This is a genomic window from uncultured Shewanella sp. (genome assembly GCF_947497935.1).
GTDB lineage: Bacteria > Pseudomonadota > Gammaproteobacteria > Enterobacterales > Shewanellaceae > Shewanella.
On record NZ_CANMIO010000019.1, the window covers coordinates 70,312 to 89,260 of the forward strand.

Below are 18,949 nucleotides of genomic sequence, written 5' to 3' on the forward strand. Positions count from 1 at the left end.
GTCAATAAAAAAGGTACGCATTGCGTACCTTTTTTTATAACTATTAAACGAGTTAAAGCGTTTCAAACTCATCAACATTAATAGCAGCAAGCCTTAACACATCAGTCTTGACCAATTGTTGGTGCTCTTGTTCAGAGATTAATGAGATCTCAAGTGCTGCGTCAAACAATGCCAAAGCCGGTAACTTCTTCGGTAAACTGCCCTCTCTCTGCGCCTGCTTAAGCCTCTTATACAAGCCTTTACACTCTTGCTTTGCAATAAAGGCATTTTCAACGTCGGCAATACCACTATTATCCCCCTCAAAGCTTGGGCACAAGAAGGTTAACCTGTCGCGAGCTGGGCCTGGCTTACTCATCGCATTAGCTAAATCGACGGATAATTTATCGCTAGCATCTTTAAATCGGTTACCGAGCGGGAAGATTAATGCACGAAGCAGCAATGCAACCGGGCGATTTGGGAAGTTGCGAATCGCTTCATCAAGCGCTTTGGCTGCTAAATGTAAACGAGTAGCCATAACGTGGCGCACTGCCGGTAAGTCATCAAACTGACGACCGTTATCTTCAAAAAGTTTTAAGGTAGCAGAACCTAGATAGAGCTGGCTTAACACATCGCCCATACGCGCACTTAGCATCTCTTTACGTTTCAGATCGCCACCAAGAATAAGCATGGACACATCTGTCATCAAGGCCAAACCTGCAGATAAACGGGTCATATCTTTATAATACTGCTTAGTTTCACCACTCACTGGTGATTGCGCAAAACGGCTGCCAGTCATGGCGTTACCCAATGCACTAAAGGCATTACGAGTCGCATAACCAATATGTCCGAGTAACAAGTCATCGAAGCGCTCAAGACCTGCACTTGTGTCTTCCATTCCAGCCGCTTCCATCTCAGCCAGTACATAAGGATGACAACGCGTCGCACCTTGGCCAAAGATCATCAAACTTCTGGTAAGAATGTTTGCCCCCTCCACTGTGATAGAGATTGGTAGCGCCATATAACCATGACCTAAATAGTTCTTAGGCCCCAGTTGAATGCCTTTACCCGATTGGATGTCCATCGCATCATCAATCACCTTCCGGCCAAGCTCTGTCATGTGATATTTAGCAATCGCAGTCACTACTGAAGGCTTAACCTTTAAGTCGATCCCTGTGGTAGTTAAACGTCTTGCAGCTTCGAGTTGATAGGTATTTGCAATCACGCGAGCAAGCGCCTCTTGCACACCTTCAAATTGACCAATATCTAGACCAAACTGCTGACGCACTGCGCTGTAAGCCGTAGTCGTCTTAGTCGCCATATGTCCAGAAGCCGTTGATAAAGCAGGTAGCGAAATGCCACGACCTGCCGATAAACACTCAACTAGCATTCTCCAGCCACGACCCGCATATTGAGGGCCGCCGATGATCCAATCCAATGGAATAAATACATCTTTACCACGGGTGGTACCATTCATAAACGCAAGATTGAGCGGGTTATGGCGACTGCCGATTTCGACTCCATCATGATCGGTCGGAATTAATGCGCAGGTGATACCGATATGTTTAATGTCACCTAACAAGCCGTCTGGATCGTACATTTGAAATGCAAGACCCAATACATCAGCCACTGGCGCAAGGGTAATATATCGCTTATCCCAATTTAGTTTTAGACCAAGGACTTCTTCACCATTCACTTCCTGGCGGCATACAATGCCAGTATCAGGAATTGCACTGGCATCACTCCCCGCTTCAGGGCCCGTCAATGCAAAACAGGGAATGGCTCGCCCATCGGCAAGTTGAGGTAACCAGTAATCTTTCTGCTCGCTGGTGCCATAATGGGTCAATAGCTCACCAGGACCGAGTGAGTTAGGTACCATAACCGTTACCGCCGCGCTAACGCTACGACTGGCTATCTTACTGACGATGGTCGAGTTAGCGTAAGCTGAAAACGCCTTACCACCATATTTCTTAGGTATGATTAACGCGAAGAAGCCTTCTTTCTTGAAGTATTCCCAGAGCTCTGGCGGTAAGTCTTTTCTATCATTCACTATGTTGTAATCATCGATCATAGTTAATGCGGTCATGACTTGATTATCAATAAAGTCTTGCTCTTCAGAGGTCAGCGTTGGTTTACCGTAGCTGTGAAGTAACTGCCAGTTGGGTTTGCCCTTAAACAGCTCCCCTTCCCACCATACATCCCCCGCTTCCATCGCTTCTCTCTCAGTAACAGAAAGAGGTGGTAGCACTTTTTTAAAGAAACTGAAAACAGGACGCGTAATTAACTGCATCCTGATATTTTTAACACTGAATACAACGACTATTGCGATAAGCAACAGTACTAATAATGTCGTAGCCATAATTTTTACATTACATCCTTAGTAAGTGGAACGGACACCCCGGCTGACAAATACGGAATGACTTTTCTGATAACAGCTTCAATATCATTTTGCTCCCCAAAATCGGCCTCTGCAATTTCTGTTAATGCATCAGCCGACGCCATGGTGAAAACAATCGTACCTAAGGTAAAGTGTAATCGCCAAAACATCTCAGCGGGAGGAATATGTGGAGCACTTTCGGCTACAGCCTTAACAAATAAGCCTAAGTATTCTCCATAGTGTGTGGTAATAAACCAGCGGAGGTGACCTTGGCTCTCAATGTAGCCGCGCCCTAATAATTGTAAGAAGGTCGTCGTCCCTTCCGCTCTCAAGCTATTAAGATCGAGCAAAGGTTCCACCAAAGTCGAAAAGATATCGTCTAATGATGCGTTCGCATTTTTGTTACGCACTGCAACAATTGCTGCTGCTGCCGCAGGCATAAACACATCAAGGTAACGTGCGAGTACCGCTCGGATCAGCTCCTTTTTAGAGCCAAAATGGTAATTTACAGATGCAAGGTTTACTTCAGCTTTACTTGTAATTAGTCTTAGTGAAGTTTCAGAAAAACCTCTCTCTGCAAATAATTTTTCCGCAGCATCCAGTATTCTTGTTTTTGTATCGGAGCGATTTGCCATTCCGTTGCCTTTTATATCTATTTAAAACACTCGTTTAAATTAAACATTCGCTTGCCCATTGTCAAACTAATTCCCGAGATCCGCTAAAACAGTACTGTTATAAGCATGTCCGTTTTAATCCGCTATCTATGGTAATCAGTATAAAGGTATGAGCACTCGTCGAGAGTCTAGTACTGCTAAGGCAAGTTCATTGATTTCTCGTCTCTAGAACCCTAGGTAACCGCTCCAGTGCAACTCTAGCTCCTATATCTAAATACCATAGTGCCTTAATGACAATCACTACTTCTACGCTGTCTGATCGATACGCGTTCCATCATTCACTCGTCATAAATGTGTTTTTCAAAAATCGATGAGTAAATCACTTTCTTGCATTCGCTGGTATTAATCAGCAACAAAATAAGTAAAATAAGCAACACAAAAATAACAAGGGATATGAAGGATGCATAAAAGCCTAGTTACGGTTTCTAGACTGTCAGCACTGATTGCGCTAACACTTGGTGTTTCTGCTTGTAGTAAAACAGAAGCAGAGAGTCAGCCTGTCACGGTTGATAAGACGTTAGAAGCTAAACAGTTTATCAAGGATGCTGAATCTACGATGGCCGATCTCTCTATTGAGATCAATCGTTCAGAGTGGATCTACAGTAATTTCATTACCCAAGATACAGCTGCACTGGCAGCCAGTGTTTCTGAAAAATATACCGCGACATCGGTTGAACTCGCGACTAAATCGGCGCAATACGCCAACCTCCCCTTAAGTGAGGCAGAAAAGCGTAAACTCAATATATTGCGTAGTTCTATCGTACTCCCAGCTCCTCTCGATCCAGTTAAAAATACCGAGCTTGCCAATATCAGCGCCGAGCTAAACGGTCTATACGGTAAAGGTAAATATTGCTTCGAAGATGGCCGCTGCCTAACTCAGCCAGAACTGTCAGCCATTATGGGAACATCAACTAATCCAGATGAGCTGTTAGAGGTATGGCAAGGCTGGCGTGAAATAGCAAAACCTATGCGCCCACTTTTTGAAAGAGAAGTCGAGCTTGCCAATGAGGGCGCTAAAGATCTAGGTTATGCCAATCTCTCTGAGCTTTGGCGTAGTAACTATGATATGAAGCCTGACGAGTTTGCCACAGAACTTGACAGACTATGGGGACAAGTTAAGCCTCTGTATGACTCACTACACTGCTACGTTCGTGGTGAACTTAATGAACAATATGGTGATGAGGTTGCTCCAGCTTCAGGTGCTATCCCTGCACACTTGCTAGGTAATATGTGGGCTCAAAGCTGGGGCAACATATACAATCAAGTCGCACCTGAAGATGCCGATCCTGGATATGATGTCACCGAGCTGTTAGCCAAACATAATTTCGATGAGATCAAGATGGTTGAGCAGGCCGAGACCTTCTTCACTTCTCTAGGCTTCGAGCCACTGCCTGACACATTCTGGGATCGCTCTTTATTCGTCCAGCCTGAAGATCGTGATGTAGTTTGTCATGCATCGGCTTGGGATCTAGATAATCGCGACGATATTCGTATCAAGATGTGTATCCAGAAGACTGCTGAAGACTTTACCGTTATTCATCATGAGCTTGGACACAATTTCTATCAACGAGCCTATAAAGATCAACCGTTTATCTTTAAAAATAGCGCTAACGATGGTTTTCATGAAGCGATTGGCGATACCGTTGCCCTTTCGATTACGCCAGACTACTTAAAGCAGATTGGATTACTCAATGAAGTCCCTGATGCTTCAAAAGACATTGGTCTACTACTTAAGCAAGCATTGGATAAAGTGGCATTTTTACCATTTGGCTTGATGATTGACCAATGGCGATGGAAGGTGTTTAGCGGTGAAATTTCGCCTGAGCAATATAATACAGCATGGTGGGAACTGCGTGAAAAATACCAAGGGGTCACAGCTCCTATCGCCCGCAGCGAAGCAGACTTCGATCCAGGTGCTAAGTATCATGTACCCGGAAATGTCCCCTACACTCGCTATTTCTTAGCGCATATTCTTCAGTTCCAGTTCCATCAATCCTTATGTGAGATTGCAGGTGATAATGGCCCAGTTCATAGATGCAGTATTTATGGTAACAAGCAAGCCGGTGAGAAACTCAACACCATGTTAGAGATGGGACAAAGCAAACCTTGGCCTGAGGCGTTAGCGGCAGTAACAGGCACTAAAGAGATGGACGCCAAAGCCGTACTCGATTACTTTGCGCCACTGCAAACTTGGTTAGATGAGCAAAACTCAACGGCTAACCGTCAATGTGGTTGGTAAACAGTTTTTGATGTGATTGATACAACGATAAAGGCCATCTTACCTTAAGGTAAAATGGCCTTTTTAAACTTACAATAAACCTAGAAATAAAACTGAAAAATCAACGGACATTCACCCCTTTATGATTAGTCTCTCTAGCTTCAATGCGTTTCTGCTCAGATTTGGTGAGCATGACATAGAGCGCTCCACAGCCGCCATGGTGGGTTTGTGCACTGTGAAAGGCCAGAACTTCATCTATCTGTTCAAGCCAGCTAACAACAAAGGATTTCATTAATGCTGGGATAGGCTTAGTGTTAGCGCCTTTACCGTGAATGACTAAAATACTTCTCTCGCCCTTTTCACGACTCTTTTGGATCTCGTTATATAGCACCTCTCTGGCCTGAGCGACTTTTAACTGGTGCAAAAGCACCTCATGTTTAACCGGGTAATCTCCTCGGCTTAAACGATGAAATACCGCCTCTTGTACTCCGTCTCGCTTAAACTCCACTACATCTTCCGGTCCAACAGGGTTAACCTCTTGTACCTGTGTTGTTAGTTTAGACAACTGCTCACTCATCTCTAGCTGCGCTCGGCGAGCAGCTTGCGCCTGCGTCGAGGCCTTCTGCTCTGAGACCGTACAAGAGGTATTATTTTTCAGTGGCGTTACACTTGCCATCTCTTCGAGAAAAAGCGTCATCTCCTCTTCACCCATAAGTGCTCCCATAGGCTTAAATGCCCAAACAATTTGAAAGGCTAATCATTCGCCAATTACTGACTTAACTGAAAGTTTCTACACATCTTGTAAAGATCTAGTACTTTAGTTCAGCTTAACCATCTATTATAGTGATAATTAATATATTCTCGGTCTATCCTAATTACATGCTCAAAAAAGTTGCTACATCGCTTACATTAATAAGCGCACTATATCTCAGCTTCATTCAAGTCGCATTCGCTGATGATAACGACTCGCTTAATGCCGTCTATAACCATTTTAGCGAAGCCTTTAATGAGCTCGATGCCAGCATCATGAAGTCTATCTACTCCGAAGACGCTTGTTATATTCCAGAGGGACAAGATGAAGAGATCACTTTAGGTCGAGATAAGATTGTTGCTTTGTACGAAGCTTTTTTTGGAAAGATAAAACACAAAAATGCTAAAATTGAAGTCGATTTCAGGGTTATAGAGCGTAACATCGTAGGTAAAAGCGCAACCGATATCGGCTATTATCTTATTCGTTTCCATCCTCCTGTCGATAATGGTGAGCCAAGTAGTGAGTTTGCTGGTAAATTTGTAGGTGTGTCCAAAAAGAAAAGTGATGGTAAGTGGTATTTAACCGTAGATACTAACAATCGTGCTGAAGCGTCTTTTTATTATAATGCCAAACCTAGCCCAAACCTTTATTATGGCCGCCAATTTCCCGCATTAAGTCAAGGCTCACAACCCAATAACCATGACAAACCATAACTTTGAAGCCACTTCCTTGTGCCCTTGTTGTTCAGGTCTATCTTATCAGCAATGTTGCCAACCACTTCACCTTAAGACACAAATAGCACAAAATCCGGAGCAGTTAATGCGCTCTCGATTTAGTGCTTTTTATCTAAATAAGTTTGCTTATCTAATTCAGACTCATCATAAAGACTACTTAAATGGACTTACAGAGCAAAGCCTTGCACATGAACCTTTACCCCATTGGTTAAGCCTTGAAGTGAAGTCCGCAAGTGAAAATGGCAATCTGGGTCATGTGACTTTTCAAGCTTGGTATCAACTAGATAATGAGTTGGATGCGATACATGAATGTTCTGATTTCATTAAGCTAGGCAACGAATGGTTTTACACCCAAGGTGAGCAAAAGGCTACAGTCTTTCCTAAGCGAAATGACAAATGTGTTTGTAACAGTGGTAAGAAATTTAAGCAGTGTTGCGGCCAGTAATTAGGACTGAGTCTAGCTCTGAACTAAAATTCAAGTTCAAGTTCAAGTTCAATCAAAACATTAATTAACTTATTGTTTGGCTACTCTCGATTTTATTAGCCTCAAACATGACTCACAGCTATTGCTAACAGCCATGAGTATCAGTTGTTACTCACAGTTATTCCTTCCAGATAGAGCCGATAAGTTCGGCTTTATCGACTCTACACTCGAATAGCAAGATTACCAATATTAGCTATCAGTATAAGAATAAAGACCCTTTAAGATATCGTACGAACAACTTTAGCTAGTTTCACTGTTCTTTTTGATAGCCTGACACCTTCTAATCACCTCAGGCAACCTTTAAGATGGCGCTAGATTAATGAATAGATGTAGATTTTTGTAGAAACTGGCTGAACTCGGAAACGCGTAAGGCTGGGCTATATAGGAAGCCTTGGGCTTGATGACACAAGTGTTTAGCGAGGAACTGCTCCTGCTCTTTGGTTTCGACACCTTCTGCGGTGAGGGAGATGTTTAGCGCCGATGCCATGGCAATGATAGCACTCACTATTTCACGGCTTTCGCGACTGACAGAAAGATCTGAGATAAATGAACGGTCAATTTTCAACTTACTAATGGGAAACTGCTTTAAGTATCTCATCGAACTATAACCAGTCCCAAAATCATCGATAGCGAGTCCAACACCGAGTGCTGCTAGTTCGTGACACAAATTAGTTGCTGAGCGAATATCTTCCATTAACTCAGTTTCAGTGATCTCAAGGATCAAACTATTTGGTTTTAAACGATAGCGGGTTACAAGCTCCCAAACCTGCTCAAACAAATTACTGCTAAAAAACTGTCTAGCAGACACGTTTACGTGCATGGAAATATCAATTTGATGGCGTTGCCAAAGGTTTAACTGCTTGCATGCTGCTTCAAGCACCCACGAGCCAATATCATTGATCAGTCCCGTTTGCTCGGCAATATCGATGAACGCTCCTGGGTAGAGCACACCTTTTTTTGGGTGATGCCAACGCAGTAATGCTTCTGCACCAATATAAGACTGAGTACCTAAATCTTTGAGTGGTTGATAGTACAGTTCAAATTGACGCCCTTTTATCGCGACGGCTAAGTCCCTTTCAATTTGAGCATCTTCTTTAAATGCATTGAGTAAGGCCGAGTTGAACAGCTGAATCGCATTGCCCTGCAGATTTTTGGCGTATTGTATGGCGATGTCAGCACAGGTTAAAGGTGAAAACTTCTGCTCAATGGAGGACAGTTCGACTCTCGCAATCGCTGGCTTTGGTTCAATCTGCTCTATACCTATGGTAATAGGGGCTTCTAGCTGATGATATAATCGCTCGGTTGCCTGCTCTATCCAGGCTTCACTTTGTTCACTTTCAAATAAAATCCCAAACTCATCACTGCCTATGCGTGCGATCTCAGAAATCTTATTCACTTCGGCAAAGTGGCGAATTCGTCTGGCAATTTCAACTAAAATGATGTCGCCATTTGCATGACCATAGGTATCGTTAAAACGTTTAAAGCCTCGAAGGTCGATCATAACTAAATGACCAGAATCCGCTTTTTCAAGGACTCGGCTGAAGTGTGTACGGTTAAATAAACCTGTCAAGCCACAGCGCCATGCTAGACGAAATAATTCATTTTGATGATAGTGCTCTTCTGTACAGTTTTCGGCATTAACCAAAGCAAAGTGGTTGCCCCTTTCTGAAATAAATCGCTTTACCGAAAAACGCATCCAATAGGAGCTACCATCATCGCGAACCAAATAAACCTCTTCATCGGAGGGTTCGCCTAGTCGTGCTTTTTCCAACACCTCATCTGATAACGCGGGATATTGTCTGAAAAAGTCTAATACCTGTACTTTTCGACCTAACACTTTTTCTTTAGGTACTTTGGTTAAGTTAAAATGAGCTTTGTTAACATATTCGATGATGTCAGAGCCTAGATTAACCACCATCATGATCTGTTCTGATTGCTCTGCAGCCGATAAGAAGAGTGTTAAGCGCTCATCTTTATCATAACCATATTGTGTTGCTAAAGTTAATGCTAGCTGATCTGCGACTTGTGAACAGAGCTGTACCTCAATGTCACTCCAAGGTTCTGTCTGTTCTTTGCATTCAAGACTTAAAATCCCTTCTAAATGGCCATTTATACGAATAGCCACCTCTAACACTGACAAGATCCCTTGTTGTTGGTAATAAGAATGCAGCTCGATGAGTCGGCTGTCACTACAGCAATGCTCTGCCGTAATATGACGTTCATCTTTTAATTGCCGGATAAAGTTGGGACAAGATGATGGGCTCGGACGAAATGAAGTCAACGCGGAACAATTAGGAGATGTATCGAGGCGCGTGATTTGTGTCAGTGTGTCTGTATCTGCTGACAATGCAGAGACAACGACACTCGAAACACTAAGCTGCTGAGAAAGTAATTCAGCTGCAATTTGGGCTGTAGACTTAAAGTCGCCTAACAACTTTGCTTCTGAATTAACAATGTACTCCAACAATTGCTGAAATTTATGCTTCTTCACACGTAATCCTAAATAGGGTAAGCAAAGAGCTTACCAAATAGCTTTAAAATTAAAGCCAACATGTTATTTTTTATAGGGTACAAGATTACACGAGTTAACTTATTTTCAGCAAGTTATGTAATGTACTTTTACAAACCATTTTCTAGCTGAAAAATCATTTTTTCGGCGCTAAAAGAAAAAGTTAAGCTAACTTTTGCACTTTGACCTTCAAGTTCAGTCTGTGCCGTCACCCCTTCAAAGCGTTTTTTAGCCTTTTCAATGACTGAATTTGCTAACTCTTCGCAATTATCACCCTGTAACTCTAGATCTAATACCGTGTCGTATTCATCAATAACAGCACCGACATCCACAAAGCTACCACAGTCATTACAAGTATCATTAACTAAATCAGACTGTGCTTTTTGAATATTTTTCATCTTTAACTTATCTCTATTTAAGATCAATTGAAGATTTGATTATATATCAGCAAATCAAAATAGAGCAGGATCATCATCAAGCTTGGGCTATTAATTCGCTCATTTGACGCTGCATGAGTAATTGATCGGCAAAATGCAGCAATTCCACCTTTGCTTTGGTCGAGACTTGGTTATAGCGCTGGCGAGTAGATAGTGCACAGTTGGCTAATACCTCTTGCATACCTAGAGACTCATTTTGACGGATCACTAACGCTTCTTCGTTTAATACGTTAGCCAAACGAAAAGCAGTAGACCCATTTAATTGATGCGTCTGACTGTTATCAATCACAGCTTGGTCACTATCGAGTAATCCGAGTAACGTCTGAGGAGCTGGAAGCTCAAACTTTGATCTCAGATCATCACAAAGATGTCTAGGTGTCTGAAATTGAGCCATATCACGCGCATCTTCCGAAAGCATAGAAAGCAGTAACCCAAATTCACCTCGTCGGTTTGAACCAACTGCATGATTGAGTCTCGACCCCAACTGGGATTCGTTAACCAATGTACTTTCTAGCGGAATAACACTCATTTTGAATAAAAATAAACCAATAAAACAGACTGTTAAAACCTTATCGACTCAATCAGTCATTACTTTAGACTTTATTTCGTATTCAATGACATTAAACAGGATCATGTGAAAACAGTTCGCTTTACATTAAAGCTTCTTGGCCATAGGCCTATATAGCGATTTCAAGCACGTACAGGGATTGACTAGATTACAGACCCTACTCAATGGCTAATGTTTTTTTAAACTGACAGAGATTGTTTAGCAACGAGCTAATTAGTAATCATATTGAGCAAGAATACATCCACAAAACAACTTGTTGTCAGTTAATTAACCAAACAGTCAGTTCTTTAGGGTTTATTTCATAATTTGGCTTTACAGGAGAAATATTTCTGACTACTATTGCCGCCGCAATTGAGGAGGGGTTCCCGAGTGGCCAAAGGGATCAGACTGTAAATCTGACGGCTCAGCCTTCGAAGGTTCGAATCCTTCTCCCTCCACCATTTGCGCACAATTTGTAGAAAGATATTCGTGGAGGGGTTCCCGAGTGGCCAAAGGGATCAGACTGTAAATCTGACGGCTCAGCCTTCGAAGGTTCGAATCCTTCTCCCTCCACCACTTCTATATAATTGAAGTTAAGATGTACCAAGCAACGAACACGATAGGCCAATATTGTGTGTAAGACGAAGTAAGAAAATGTGGAGGGGTTCCCGAGTGGCCAAAGGGATCAGACTGTAAATCTGACGGCTCAGCCTTCGAAGGTTCGAATCCTTCTCCCTCCACCACTTCTTAACTCGCTAATGTATTATTTATTAGCGATTTGAAGTAAAAGTTCAAGTGAAAGCAGTAAACACAATAGGCCAATTATTGTGTGCAAGACGAAGTAAGAAAATGTGGAGGGGTTCCCGAGTGGCCAAAGGGATCAGACTGTAAATCTGACGGCTCAGCCTTCGAAGGTTCGAATCCTTCTCCCTCCACCACTTCTTAACTCATTAATACGTTTGTATTTATCTGTTTAGAAGTAAGTAAAGAGTAATAAACACAGTAGGCCAATATTGTGTGCAAGACGAAGTAAGAAAATGTGGAGGGGTTCCCGAGTGGCCAAAGGGATCAGACTGTAAATCTGACGGCTCAGCCTTCGAAGGTTCGAATCCTTCTCCCTCCACCACTTCTTAACTTATTCATTTTTTAGCTTGTCAGCTTTAATTCTTATTTATCCCAATAAACATCACCGTAAATAATCATTTTCACGCCATATGGCTCAAGTACAAATCTATGTACTGCATCAATAAATAATTACTAATCAATATTTACATCCGCATTACAAACCATGTCAGATTCCAATATTACTACCCTTGAACCCATATATTCACTATGATTTAAAATAAATGTATAAATCAGGGGCTATATAGTGACTAATACTTGGGTAAATCAAGCAATTGAAAAAATTGAAGCTGACTTCCAAAGAAGTGCAGATACGCATCTAATTAAGCTCGATACGCTTAGCTTAAAGGGTATTGATATTTACCTAAAAGATGAAAGTACCCACCCTACTGGAAGTTTAAAACACCGTCTCGCCCGCTCCTTGTTTCTCTATGCCTTATGTAATGGTTGGATAAAAGAAGGTACGCCGGTTATTGAATCATCTTCTGGTAGTACCGCAGTATCCGAAGCCTATTTCGCTCGATTACTAGGTTTGCCATTTATCGCCGTCATGCCAAGCACCACTGCTAAGAAGAAAATCCAGCAAATTGAGTTTTATGGCGGTCAATGCCACTTTGTCGACCACTCAAGTAAAATCTATGCAGAGTCTGAACGTCTAGCGGCAGAACTTGACGGTCATTATATGGACCAGTTCACCTATGCCGAGCGCGCAACTGATTGGCGAGGAAATAATAATATCGCTAACTCTATCTTTAACCAGATGGAAAAAGAGCAATATTCGATTCCGACATGGATTGTAATGAGTCCGGGTACGGGTGGCACATCGGCGACTATCGGCCGCTATATCCGATATCAAAGATTAACCACCAAACTTTGTGTCGTTGACCCTGAAAATTCGGTTTTCTTTGATTACTTCAATACGGGTGATAAAAATGTTAGTTGCGCGAATGGTAGTAAAATTGAAGGCATTGGCAGACCACGCGCCGAACCATCATTTATTCCAGGAGTGGTTGATGAAATGCGTAAGATCCCCGACCCAGCATCGGTCGCGACTATCAATTGGCTAGAGAGTATTATCGGCCGTAAGACTGGCGCATCTACCGGCACAAATCTATACGGAGCCCTACAGATCGCGAGTGAAATGGCCGCTAAAGGTGAGACTGGCTCAATCGTCACGCTGATTTGTGATTCGGGTGAACGTTATCTAGACACCTATTACAACAAGGATTGGATCAAACAGAATATTGGTGATCTCAGTCCCTATAAAGATGCTTTGGCACAATTTAGCGCGACTTGCGTATTAAATTGCCCAAGTTTGAAATAAATGATGTTTGACAATATTTGCTTTGAAATAGCCTGATCAAGATTGTCGCAGTCTAGAAGATAAAAGCCCTTGAGATCATTAGAACCAAGGGCTTTTATAGTTAAAACGGTTTCACCGAAATAGGGCTCATTGGATTATAAGCTAGTCGATATTTAAATACTTATGGGTTTGCACCGATAAGCGCCAGTTACGCTCAATACAGGTCTTCATCGCCAACTCAGTTGCTCTCGGCTTTTGGCTGATGGGTTGTAGACAGACGGTTTTACCCGTTAAGTCAATGTCTTCAAGCAGTGTATCTAACTCATCGATATGTTTTTGGGTGGCGATGGGGTGCTTAATCTCATTGGCTCGATTAAGCGCCTGGGCTAATACCGCATAGCCGCCCTTCATGTTCACTTTTGGTGATACCGTTACCCAAGTGTCTGAGTGACAAAGCACATCGAAGGTGCCACTGGTCTCAATCTGCGTCTGATAACCATGATCATGAAGATATTGGGTTAACTCACTCAAGTCATATAAACAAGGTTCTCCGCCCGTGATCACAACAAGCTTGGCTGTAAAGCCCTTGTCTTCAAACGCACTAACTAACTGCTGGACGCTGAGTTCGGCCCAACGGCCAATTGTACCGTCAACTTGAATAACGAGTTCAGGTGCAACACGGTTATCCTCGAGCAACTCCCAAGTCTGCTTAGTGTCACACCAAGCGCAACCAACAGGACAGCCTTGAAGTCTAACAAAAATAGCCGGCACTCCAGTGTGAGTCCCCTCGCCTTGTATTGTTTCAAACACTTCATTAACTGGATATTTCATTATCTGACCTCTTGATTAACTGGGTCGCATTTATAGTGGATTTTACTCATAGTCGCAAGTAGTTTAAAAGCATTCACAGCTGAGCTAAACTACTCAGTCTTATTTATTGAAAGATTAAAGCTAAATTATGTCAAAAGCCGTTGTAGTTTTTAGTGGTGGTCAAGATTCGACAACCTGTCTCATTCAAGCCCTTCAACAATTTGACGAGGTCCACGGGATCACCTTCGATTATGGACAAAGACATAGAGAAGAGATTGAGATCGCTAAAACGCTAGGTAGCAAGCTCAACCTGGCAAGTCACAAGGTGATGGACGTGACTCTACTCAATGAATTAGCCATCTCAGCCCTCACCCGTGACTCCATTACAGTCTCTAATGAATTAATGGATAACGGCTTGCCCAATACCTTCGTACCGGGAAGAAATATTCTGTTTCTTACCCTAGCTGGGATCTATGCCTACCAACTTGGTGCCGATGTCGTTATTACTGGTGTGTGTGAAACTGACTTTTCAGGCTACCCAGATTGTCGTAATGACTTTGTAAAGGCCATGCAAGCAGCACTTGAGCAAGGCATGGACAAAAAGCTAACCATCCAAACTCCTTTAATGTGGTTGGATAAGGCTGAAACCTGGGCTTTAGCGGATAAATACCAAAGCCTAGATCTCATCCGTCATGAGACGCTAACCTGTTATAACGGACTTAAAGGTGATGGTTGCGGGACCTGCCCTGCATGCTTATTAAGAAAGCGCGGGCTTGAAGAGTACCTCGCAGATAAAAAGGCGATACAAGCAAGACTTGCGGCTAAATGCTAAAACTCAAACTAGGGGCTAGTAGCCCCTATGCTTTCGCACTGGTGATCACCCTAATTTGTGTCAGTTTTTTTTATCTGCAACTTGACGCCCTACTGGCCTATCAAAGAAACCTCATCATTGATGGCCAATGGTGGAGATTAATAAGCGGAAATTTACTGCATACCAATGCTTGGCACCTATATATGAACCTAGCAGGTTTCTGGGTGATATTAGGACTTCACGAACAACATTATCGAGCCAAAGGGCTCTGCCTAGTCTTCTTCATACTATGCCTTATGCAAGGGCTCGGCTTATTAGTTTTTTTCCCAAACCTTATTGGCTATGTTGGTTTAAGCGGTATGCTGCATGGTCTGTTTACCTATGGCGCCGTGTTGGATATTCGCAGCGGCTTAAAATCGGGCTACTTACTGCTATTAGGGGTGTGCTTGAAAGTCGCCTATGAGCAATATTTTGGTGCAAGCCTTGAGATGACTCAGCTCATCGACGCCAGAGTGGCAACTGAAGCCCATTTAGTGGGACTCATCAGTGGGCTTATCTGTGTTGGCGTATTTATCACTTGTAAACGTTTGGGACGTGAGCAGATATAATACCAATCAGTATAAACATTTAGTCGCTCAGCAAGAGTTTAGCGATTCTGAGGCAAGGTCATTAAGTGCTCCTGCTTTAATGACATTCACCACATCCATGTGGCTTGCAACGAGTGAAGAGCATAGTTGTTCTACGGTTAAGCTAGTTAACACAGCATCAGAACCGCTAAAACTCGCCATTCTGGAGCGTTTTTGGCTGCCTACTTCTGCGTTGAATAGCTTTATAAGGGAATAACCATTATTACAACTTTTCGCCTTGAATTAGCTTGCCAAAAGCGCTCTGAGTAGATCAAATTCTTATGCTGATTGGTATAAATGCATTATGGACAATAAAAAGGAGAGCTCAGTTTAACTGGCTCTCCTTTTTAGTTCATAGAGGACTTGTTAGTGCTAGGCTTTTATAAACTGCTCTCTGAGTCGGCTGACTTGATCGCGAATAGCAGCGGCTTCTTCAAACTCTAGGTTTTTAGCATGTTCGTGCATCTGCTTTTCGAGCCTATCGATGTCATGGCTAATATCAGCAGGTTTAGCCACATGGTAAGCCCCCTCTTTCTCTGCTACGCCACGTTCGCTATCGACATATTGATGATCGCCAACATCCATAACATCGGTAATACGCTTAACCACACCTTTTGGTGTAATGCCGTTATCTAAATTGTATTGGTGCTGTTTTTCACGACGACGATTGGTTTCGGTAATCGCTTTATCCATCGACTTAGTAATGCGATCACCATAAAGGATAACCTTACCATTGACGTTACGCGCCGCACGTCCGATAGTCTGAATCAGTGAGCGCTCAGAACGTAAAAAACCTTCTTTATCGGCGTCGAGAATACAGACTAAAGACACCTCAGGCATATCTAAGCCTTCTCGAAGTAAGTTAATACCGATAAGCACATCGAATACACCTAGCCTTAAGTCACGGATAATTTCAACACGCTCAACAGTGTCGATATCTGAATGCAAATATCTGACTTTAACACCGTGTTCATCAAGATACTCGGTGAGATCTTCAGACATTCGTTTAGTCAGCGTTGTAACTAACACACGCTCATTAACAGCAACTCGCTTGCCAATTTCAGAAAGCAAATCATCAACTTGAATGCCGACTGGCCTAACTTCAATCTCAGGATCAAGCAGACCCGTCGGTCTAACAACCTGCTCGGCAATCTCACCATCAGACTTCTCGATTTCATAGTCACTAGGCGTTGCTGAAACAAAGATGCTTTGTGGCATGAGCGCTTCAAACTCTTCGAACTTAAGTGGACGATTGTCTAGAGCCGAAGGTAGGCGGAAGCCATACTCAACGAGGTTCATCTTTCTTGAGCGGTCCCCTTTATACATGGCGCCTATTTGCGGCACAGTAACATGCGACTCATCAATAATCAGCAAACCATCATCGGGTAGATAATCTAATAATGTTGGCGGCCCATCGCCAGGAGCACGCCCTGATAGGTAACGAGAGTAATTTTCAATACCTGAGCAGTAACCCAGTTCAGTCATCATCTCAACATCGTACTGCACACGCTCGGTGATCCGCTGCTCTTCTATCAGCTTATTAAGATCAAGTAGTTGCTTCTTACGCTCTCTAAGCTCTTCTTTAATATCCTCTGTTGCCGCTAAGATTGACTCTCTAGGCGTAACATAATGACTCTTTGGATAAACGGTGATCCGAGCGATACGTTTAACCACATGGCCAGTAAGTGGATCGAACAAGCTTAAACGTTCAATTTCATCATCAAAAAGCTCGATACGAATGGCATGTTTATCTGAATCAGCAGGAAAAATATCAATCACTTCCCCTCTCACCCGATAAGTACCACGCTGTAACTCGACATCATTACGCGTATATTGCAGTTCACTGAGACGTTTTAAGATCTCACGCTGCGCCATAATCCCACCTTCACGCAGGTGTAATAGCATCTTCATATAAGACTTAGGATCACCCAAGCCATAAATTGCCGACACTGAAGCAATCAGAACGACATCTTTCCTCTCTAACAATGCCTTAGTGGCCGATAAGCGCATCTGTTCAATATGTGCATTCACCGATGCATCTTTTTCAATAAAAGTGCCAGTAGAAGGAACATACGCTTCGGGTTGATAGTAGTCGTAGTAAGAAACGAAATATTCGACCGCGTTATGGGGAAAGAACTCTTTCATCTCCCCATAGAGCTGAGCAGCTAGGGTCTTATTAGGCGCCATAATAATGGTTGGCCGTGACATTTTTGCGATGACATTCGCAACAGTAAAAGTCTTACCAGACCCGGTAACACCTAACAATGTCTGGCAAGCGACACCGGACTCGAGTCCCTCAACAAGCTTATTGATGGCCGTAGGCTGATCGCCAGCAGGCTGATACATGGACTCTAATTGAAATACAGATTCTGACACTCAGATACTTCCCTAGAAAGATGAGCCATTATTTTAACCTAATTCGATTAAAAATGGTGCGTAATCGTTAATTTATCAACTGGCTCATATATAAAAAGGCAAACACGCATAGCGGTGTTCAGCCTTAGCCTTTCCCATAACCAAAGATAAAGAGCATGCCTTATATGGCCAGCATTGATACCTAAGCTTATCAATAGCCGTATATGTCTTTATATTTCTATCCCCTCATAATCCACCTTTGTAAAATGAAGCTAAGTCACATACCACCCATCGACTTGCCATCAATAGGAACAGAACCCCGTTTTGGACAGGTTTTAAATCCCTCCACGAGGTTAATCGACCAAGGCTTTCACTGTTATCAGTCTTTCTATCAGTTTTACACGCTCTAAAACGCTAAATGAAACTTTATAACATCGACTAAAGTGCATACTTAGTTATTCCATTGCCACCAAAGCCAATAGAATGGGCATTTTAATTCACAAGAAGGACCGACAGAGAAGTTACACTTTAGCAACATTTTTGAAATTACCACAATTAACTGTTGCTTTTTCCATCACGCTGTTTTTATTGCCTAAAAAAAACAATCGATAAATTCGTTCAATTTAAGCCCAATCCCCAATCCATCGGCATTTGACGATGATTTTTCGACTTAACCCACAGGCTTATCCACAGAAACAGTGGATAACTCTCACAAAGCTCATCTACTGGGGCTTCTAGGGCCTAGTGCAACTAAAGTATGACACGGTGTTTTTTTGAAAGTTTCCTACATTTGTAATTATTGCAGCAGAATTTAGGATCAGTATTAACCACTAAACGATAGAAAACTGCGATTAACTCATAGACTTGCATTTGCAACTGCTCATATATTAACAAAAGCGCTGCATTCATCATCATTATGTGTATTAGGTGAGCACTTAAGCGTATAAATTCATTTTTTTCCCCTTATCGAGTTGACTCAATTGTAAGAGCGATTTAATATGCGCTCCGTCTTCAACGAGACGTAACTTAAACGCTTCCCCTGTAGTTCAGTTGGTAGAACGGCGGACTGTTAATCCGTATGTCACTGGTTCGAGTCCAGTCTGGGGAGCCACTTTTATTAAAGTTAATTAAAGTATTACGATTCCCCTGTAGTTCAGTTGGTAGAACGGCGGACTGTTAATCCGTATGTCACTGGTTCGAGTCCAGTCTGGGGAG

14 protein-coding genes and 7 tRNA genes are annotated in these 18,949 nt (G+C 42.6%); 13 read left to right on the forward strand and 8 right to left on the reverse strand.

Features of this window, described 5'->3' with window-relative positions; all coding sequences use genetic code 11:
* Positions 1-52: 52 nt before the first annotated feature.
* Positions 53-2,335 carry an acyl-CoA dehydrogenase gene (locus Q1A86_RS17555; RefSeq protein ID WP_299809467.1) on the reverse strand — a complete coding sequence of 761 codons (2,283 nt, stop codon included), beginning with the start codon at positions 2,333-2,335 and terminating at the stop codon, positions 53-55.
* Between the two features lie 5 nt (positions 2,336-2,340).
* The gene (locus tag Q1A86_RS17560; protein WP_299809470.1) at positions 2,341-2,988 is read right to left on the reverse strand and encodes a TetR/AcrR family transcriptional regulator; all 648 of its coding nucleotides are present in this window, start codon (positions 2,986-2,988) and stop codon (positions 2,341-2,343) included.
* A gap of 439 nt (positions 2,989-3,427) precedes the next feature.
* Between Q1A86_RS17560 and Q1A86_RS17565 the strand changes: the two genes are divergently transcribed.
* Positions 3,428-5,266 (forward strand): M2 family metallopeptidase, encoded by a 1,839-nt coding sequence (locus Q1A86_RS17565; protein WP_299809473.1) that lies wholly within the window; start codon positions 3,428-3,430, stop codon positions 5,264-5,266.
* 100 nt (positions 5,267-5,366) lie between these two features.
* Here Q1A86_RS17565 and smrA read toward each other — a convergent pair whose 3' ends face one another.
* Entirely contained in the window at positions 5,367-5,957 is a 591-nt protein-coding gene (smrA, locus tag Q1A86_RS17570) for a DNA endonuclease SmrA (RefSeq protein WP_299809476.1), read from the reverse strand.
* Between the two features lie 167 nt (positions 5,958-6,124).
* Here smrA and Q1A86_RS17575 point away from each other — a divergent pair, with 167 nt between their 5' ends.
* Positions 6,125-6,709 (forward strand): nuclear transport factor 2 family protein, encoded by a 585-nt coding sequence (locus Q1A86_RS17575; RefSeq protein ID WP_299809479.1) that lies wholly within the window; start codon positions 6,125-6,127, stop codon positions 6,707-6,709.
* Positions 6,696-7,175, forward strand: a complete 480-nt coding sequence (locus Q1A86_RS17580) for a YchJ family metal-binding protein (protein ID WP_299809482.1) — start codon at positions 6,696-6,698, stop codon at positions 7,173-7,175. Before Q1A86_RS17575 ends, Q1A86_RS17580 begins: the two co-directional genes overlap by 14 nt.
* Before the next feature lie 355 nt (positions 7,176-7,530).
* Here Q1A86_RS17580 and Q1A86_RS17585 read toward each other — a convergent pair whose 3' ends face one another.
* From Q1A86_RS17585 to Q1A86_RS17595, 3 genes are all read right to left on the reverse strand, one after another.
* Positions 7,531-9,705 carry an EAL domain-containing protein gene (locus Q1A86_RS17585; protein ID WP_299809485.1) on the reverse strand — a complete coding sequence of 725 codons (2,175 nt, stop codon included), beginning with the start codon at positions 9,703-9,705 and terminating at the stop codon, positions 7,531-7,533.
* Between the two features lie 128 nt (positions 9,706-9,833).
* Positions 9,834-10,121 (reverse strand): DUF406 family protein, encoded by a 288-nt coding sequence (locus Q1A86_RS17590; protein WP_299809488.1) that lies wholly within the window; start codon positions 10,119-10,121, stop codon positions 9,834-9,836.
* Between the two features lie 76 nt (positions 10,122-10,197).
* On the reverse strand, positions 10,198-10,662 hold the full coding sequence (locus tag Q1A86_RS17595; RefSeq protein WP_299809491.1) for a VC2046/SO_2500 family protein: 465 nt from the start codon (positions 10,660-10,662) through the stop codon (positions 10,198-10,200).
* Positions 10,663-11,083: 421 nt separating this feature from the next.
* Between Q1A86_RS17595 and Q1A86_RS17600 the strand changes: the two genes are divergently transcribed.
* From Q1A86_RS17600 to Q1A86_RS17625, 6 genes are all read left to right on the forward strand, one after another.
* Positions 11,084-11,168, forward strand: a tRNA-Tyr gene (locus Q1A86_RS17600).
* A 30-nt stretch (positions 11,169-11,198) separates the two neighbouring features.
* A tRNA-Tyr gene (locus Q1A86_RS17605) sits at positions 11,199-11,283 on the forward strand.
* An 82-nt stretch (positions 11,284-11,365) separates the two neighbouring features.
* Positions 11,366-11,450: transfer RNA gene (locus Q1A86_RS17610), tRNA-Tyr, on the forward strand.
* Between the two features lie 110 nt (positions 11,451-11,560).
* A tRNA-Tyr gene (locus Q1A86_RS17615) sits at positions 11,561-11,645 on the forward strand.
* Between the two features lie 103 nt (positions 11,646-11,748).
* Positions 11,749-11,833 (forward strand) — tRNA-Tyr (locus Q1A86_RS17620).
* Between the two features lie 243 nt (positions 11,834-12,076).
* Positions 12,077-13,153 (forward strand): PLP-dependent cysteine synthase family protein, encoded by a 1,077-nt coding sequence (locus tag Q1A86_RS17625; RefSeq protein WP_299809494.1) that lies wholly within the window; start codon positions 12,077-12,079, stop codon positions 13,151-13,153.
* A gap of 141 nt (positions 13,154-13,294) precedes the next feature.
* Here Q1A86_RS17625 and queE read toward each other — a convergent pair whose 3' ends face one another.
* Entirely contained in the window at positions 13,295-13,963 is a 669-nt protein-coding gene (gene queE / locus Q1A86_RS17630; protein ID WP_299809497.1) for a 7-carboxy-7-deazaguanine synthase QueE, read from the reverse strand.
* Between the two features lie 127 nt (positions 13,964-14,090).
* On the opposite strand from queE, the gene queC reads away from it, so the two are divergent.
* Complete coding sequence (gene queC, locus Q1A86_RS17635) at positions 14,091-14,774, forward strand: 7-cyano-7-deazaguanine synthase QueC (protein WP_299809500.1); 684 nt, start codon at positions 14,091-14,093, stop codon at positions 14,772-14,774.
* The gene (rrtA, locus tag Q1A86_RS17640) at positions 14,768-15,361 is read left to right on the forward strand and encodes a rhombosortase (RefSeq protein WP_299809504.1); all 594 of its coding nucleotides are present in this window, start codon (positions 14,768-14,770) and stop codon (positions 15,359-15,361) included. Before queC ends, rrtA begins: the two co-directional genes overlap by 7 nt.
* Before the next feature lie 390 nt (positions 15,362-15,751).
* On the opposite strand, the gene uvrB is transcribed toward rrtA, so the two are convergent.
* On the reverse strand, positions 15,752-17,755 hold the full coding sequence (gene uvrB, locus Q1A86_RS17645; protein WP_299809507.1) for an excinuclease ABC subunit UvrB: 2,004 nt from the start codon (positions 17,753-17,755) through the stop codon (positions 15,752-15,754).
* Positions 17,756-18,769: 1,014 nt separating this feature from the next.
* Between uvrB and Q1A86_RS17650 the strand changes: the two genes are divergently transcribed.
* Positions 18,770-18,845, forward strand: a tRNA-Asn gene (locus Q1A86_RS17650).
* Between the two features lie 31 nt (positions 18,846-18,876).
* Positions 18,877-18,949, forward strand: a tRNA-Asn gene (locus Q1A86_RS17655).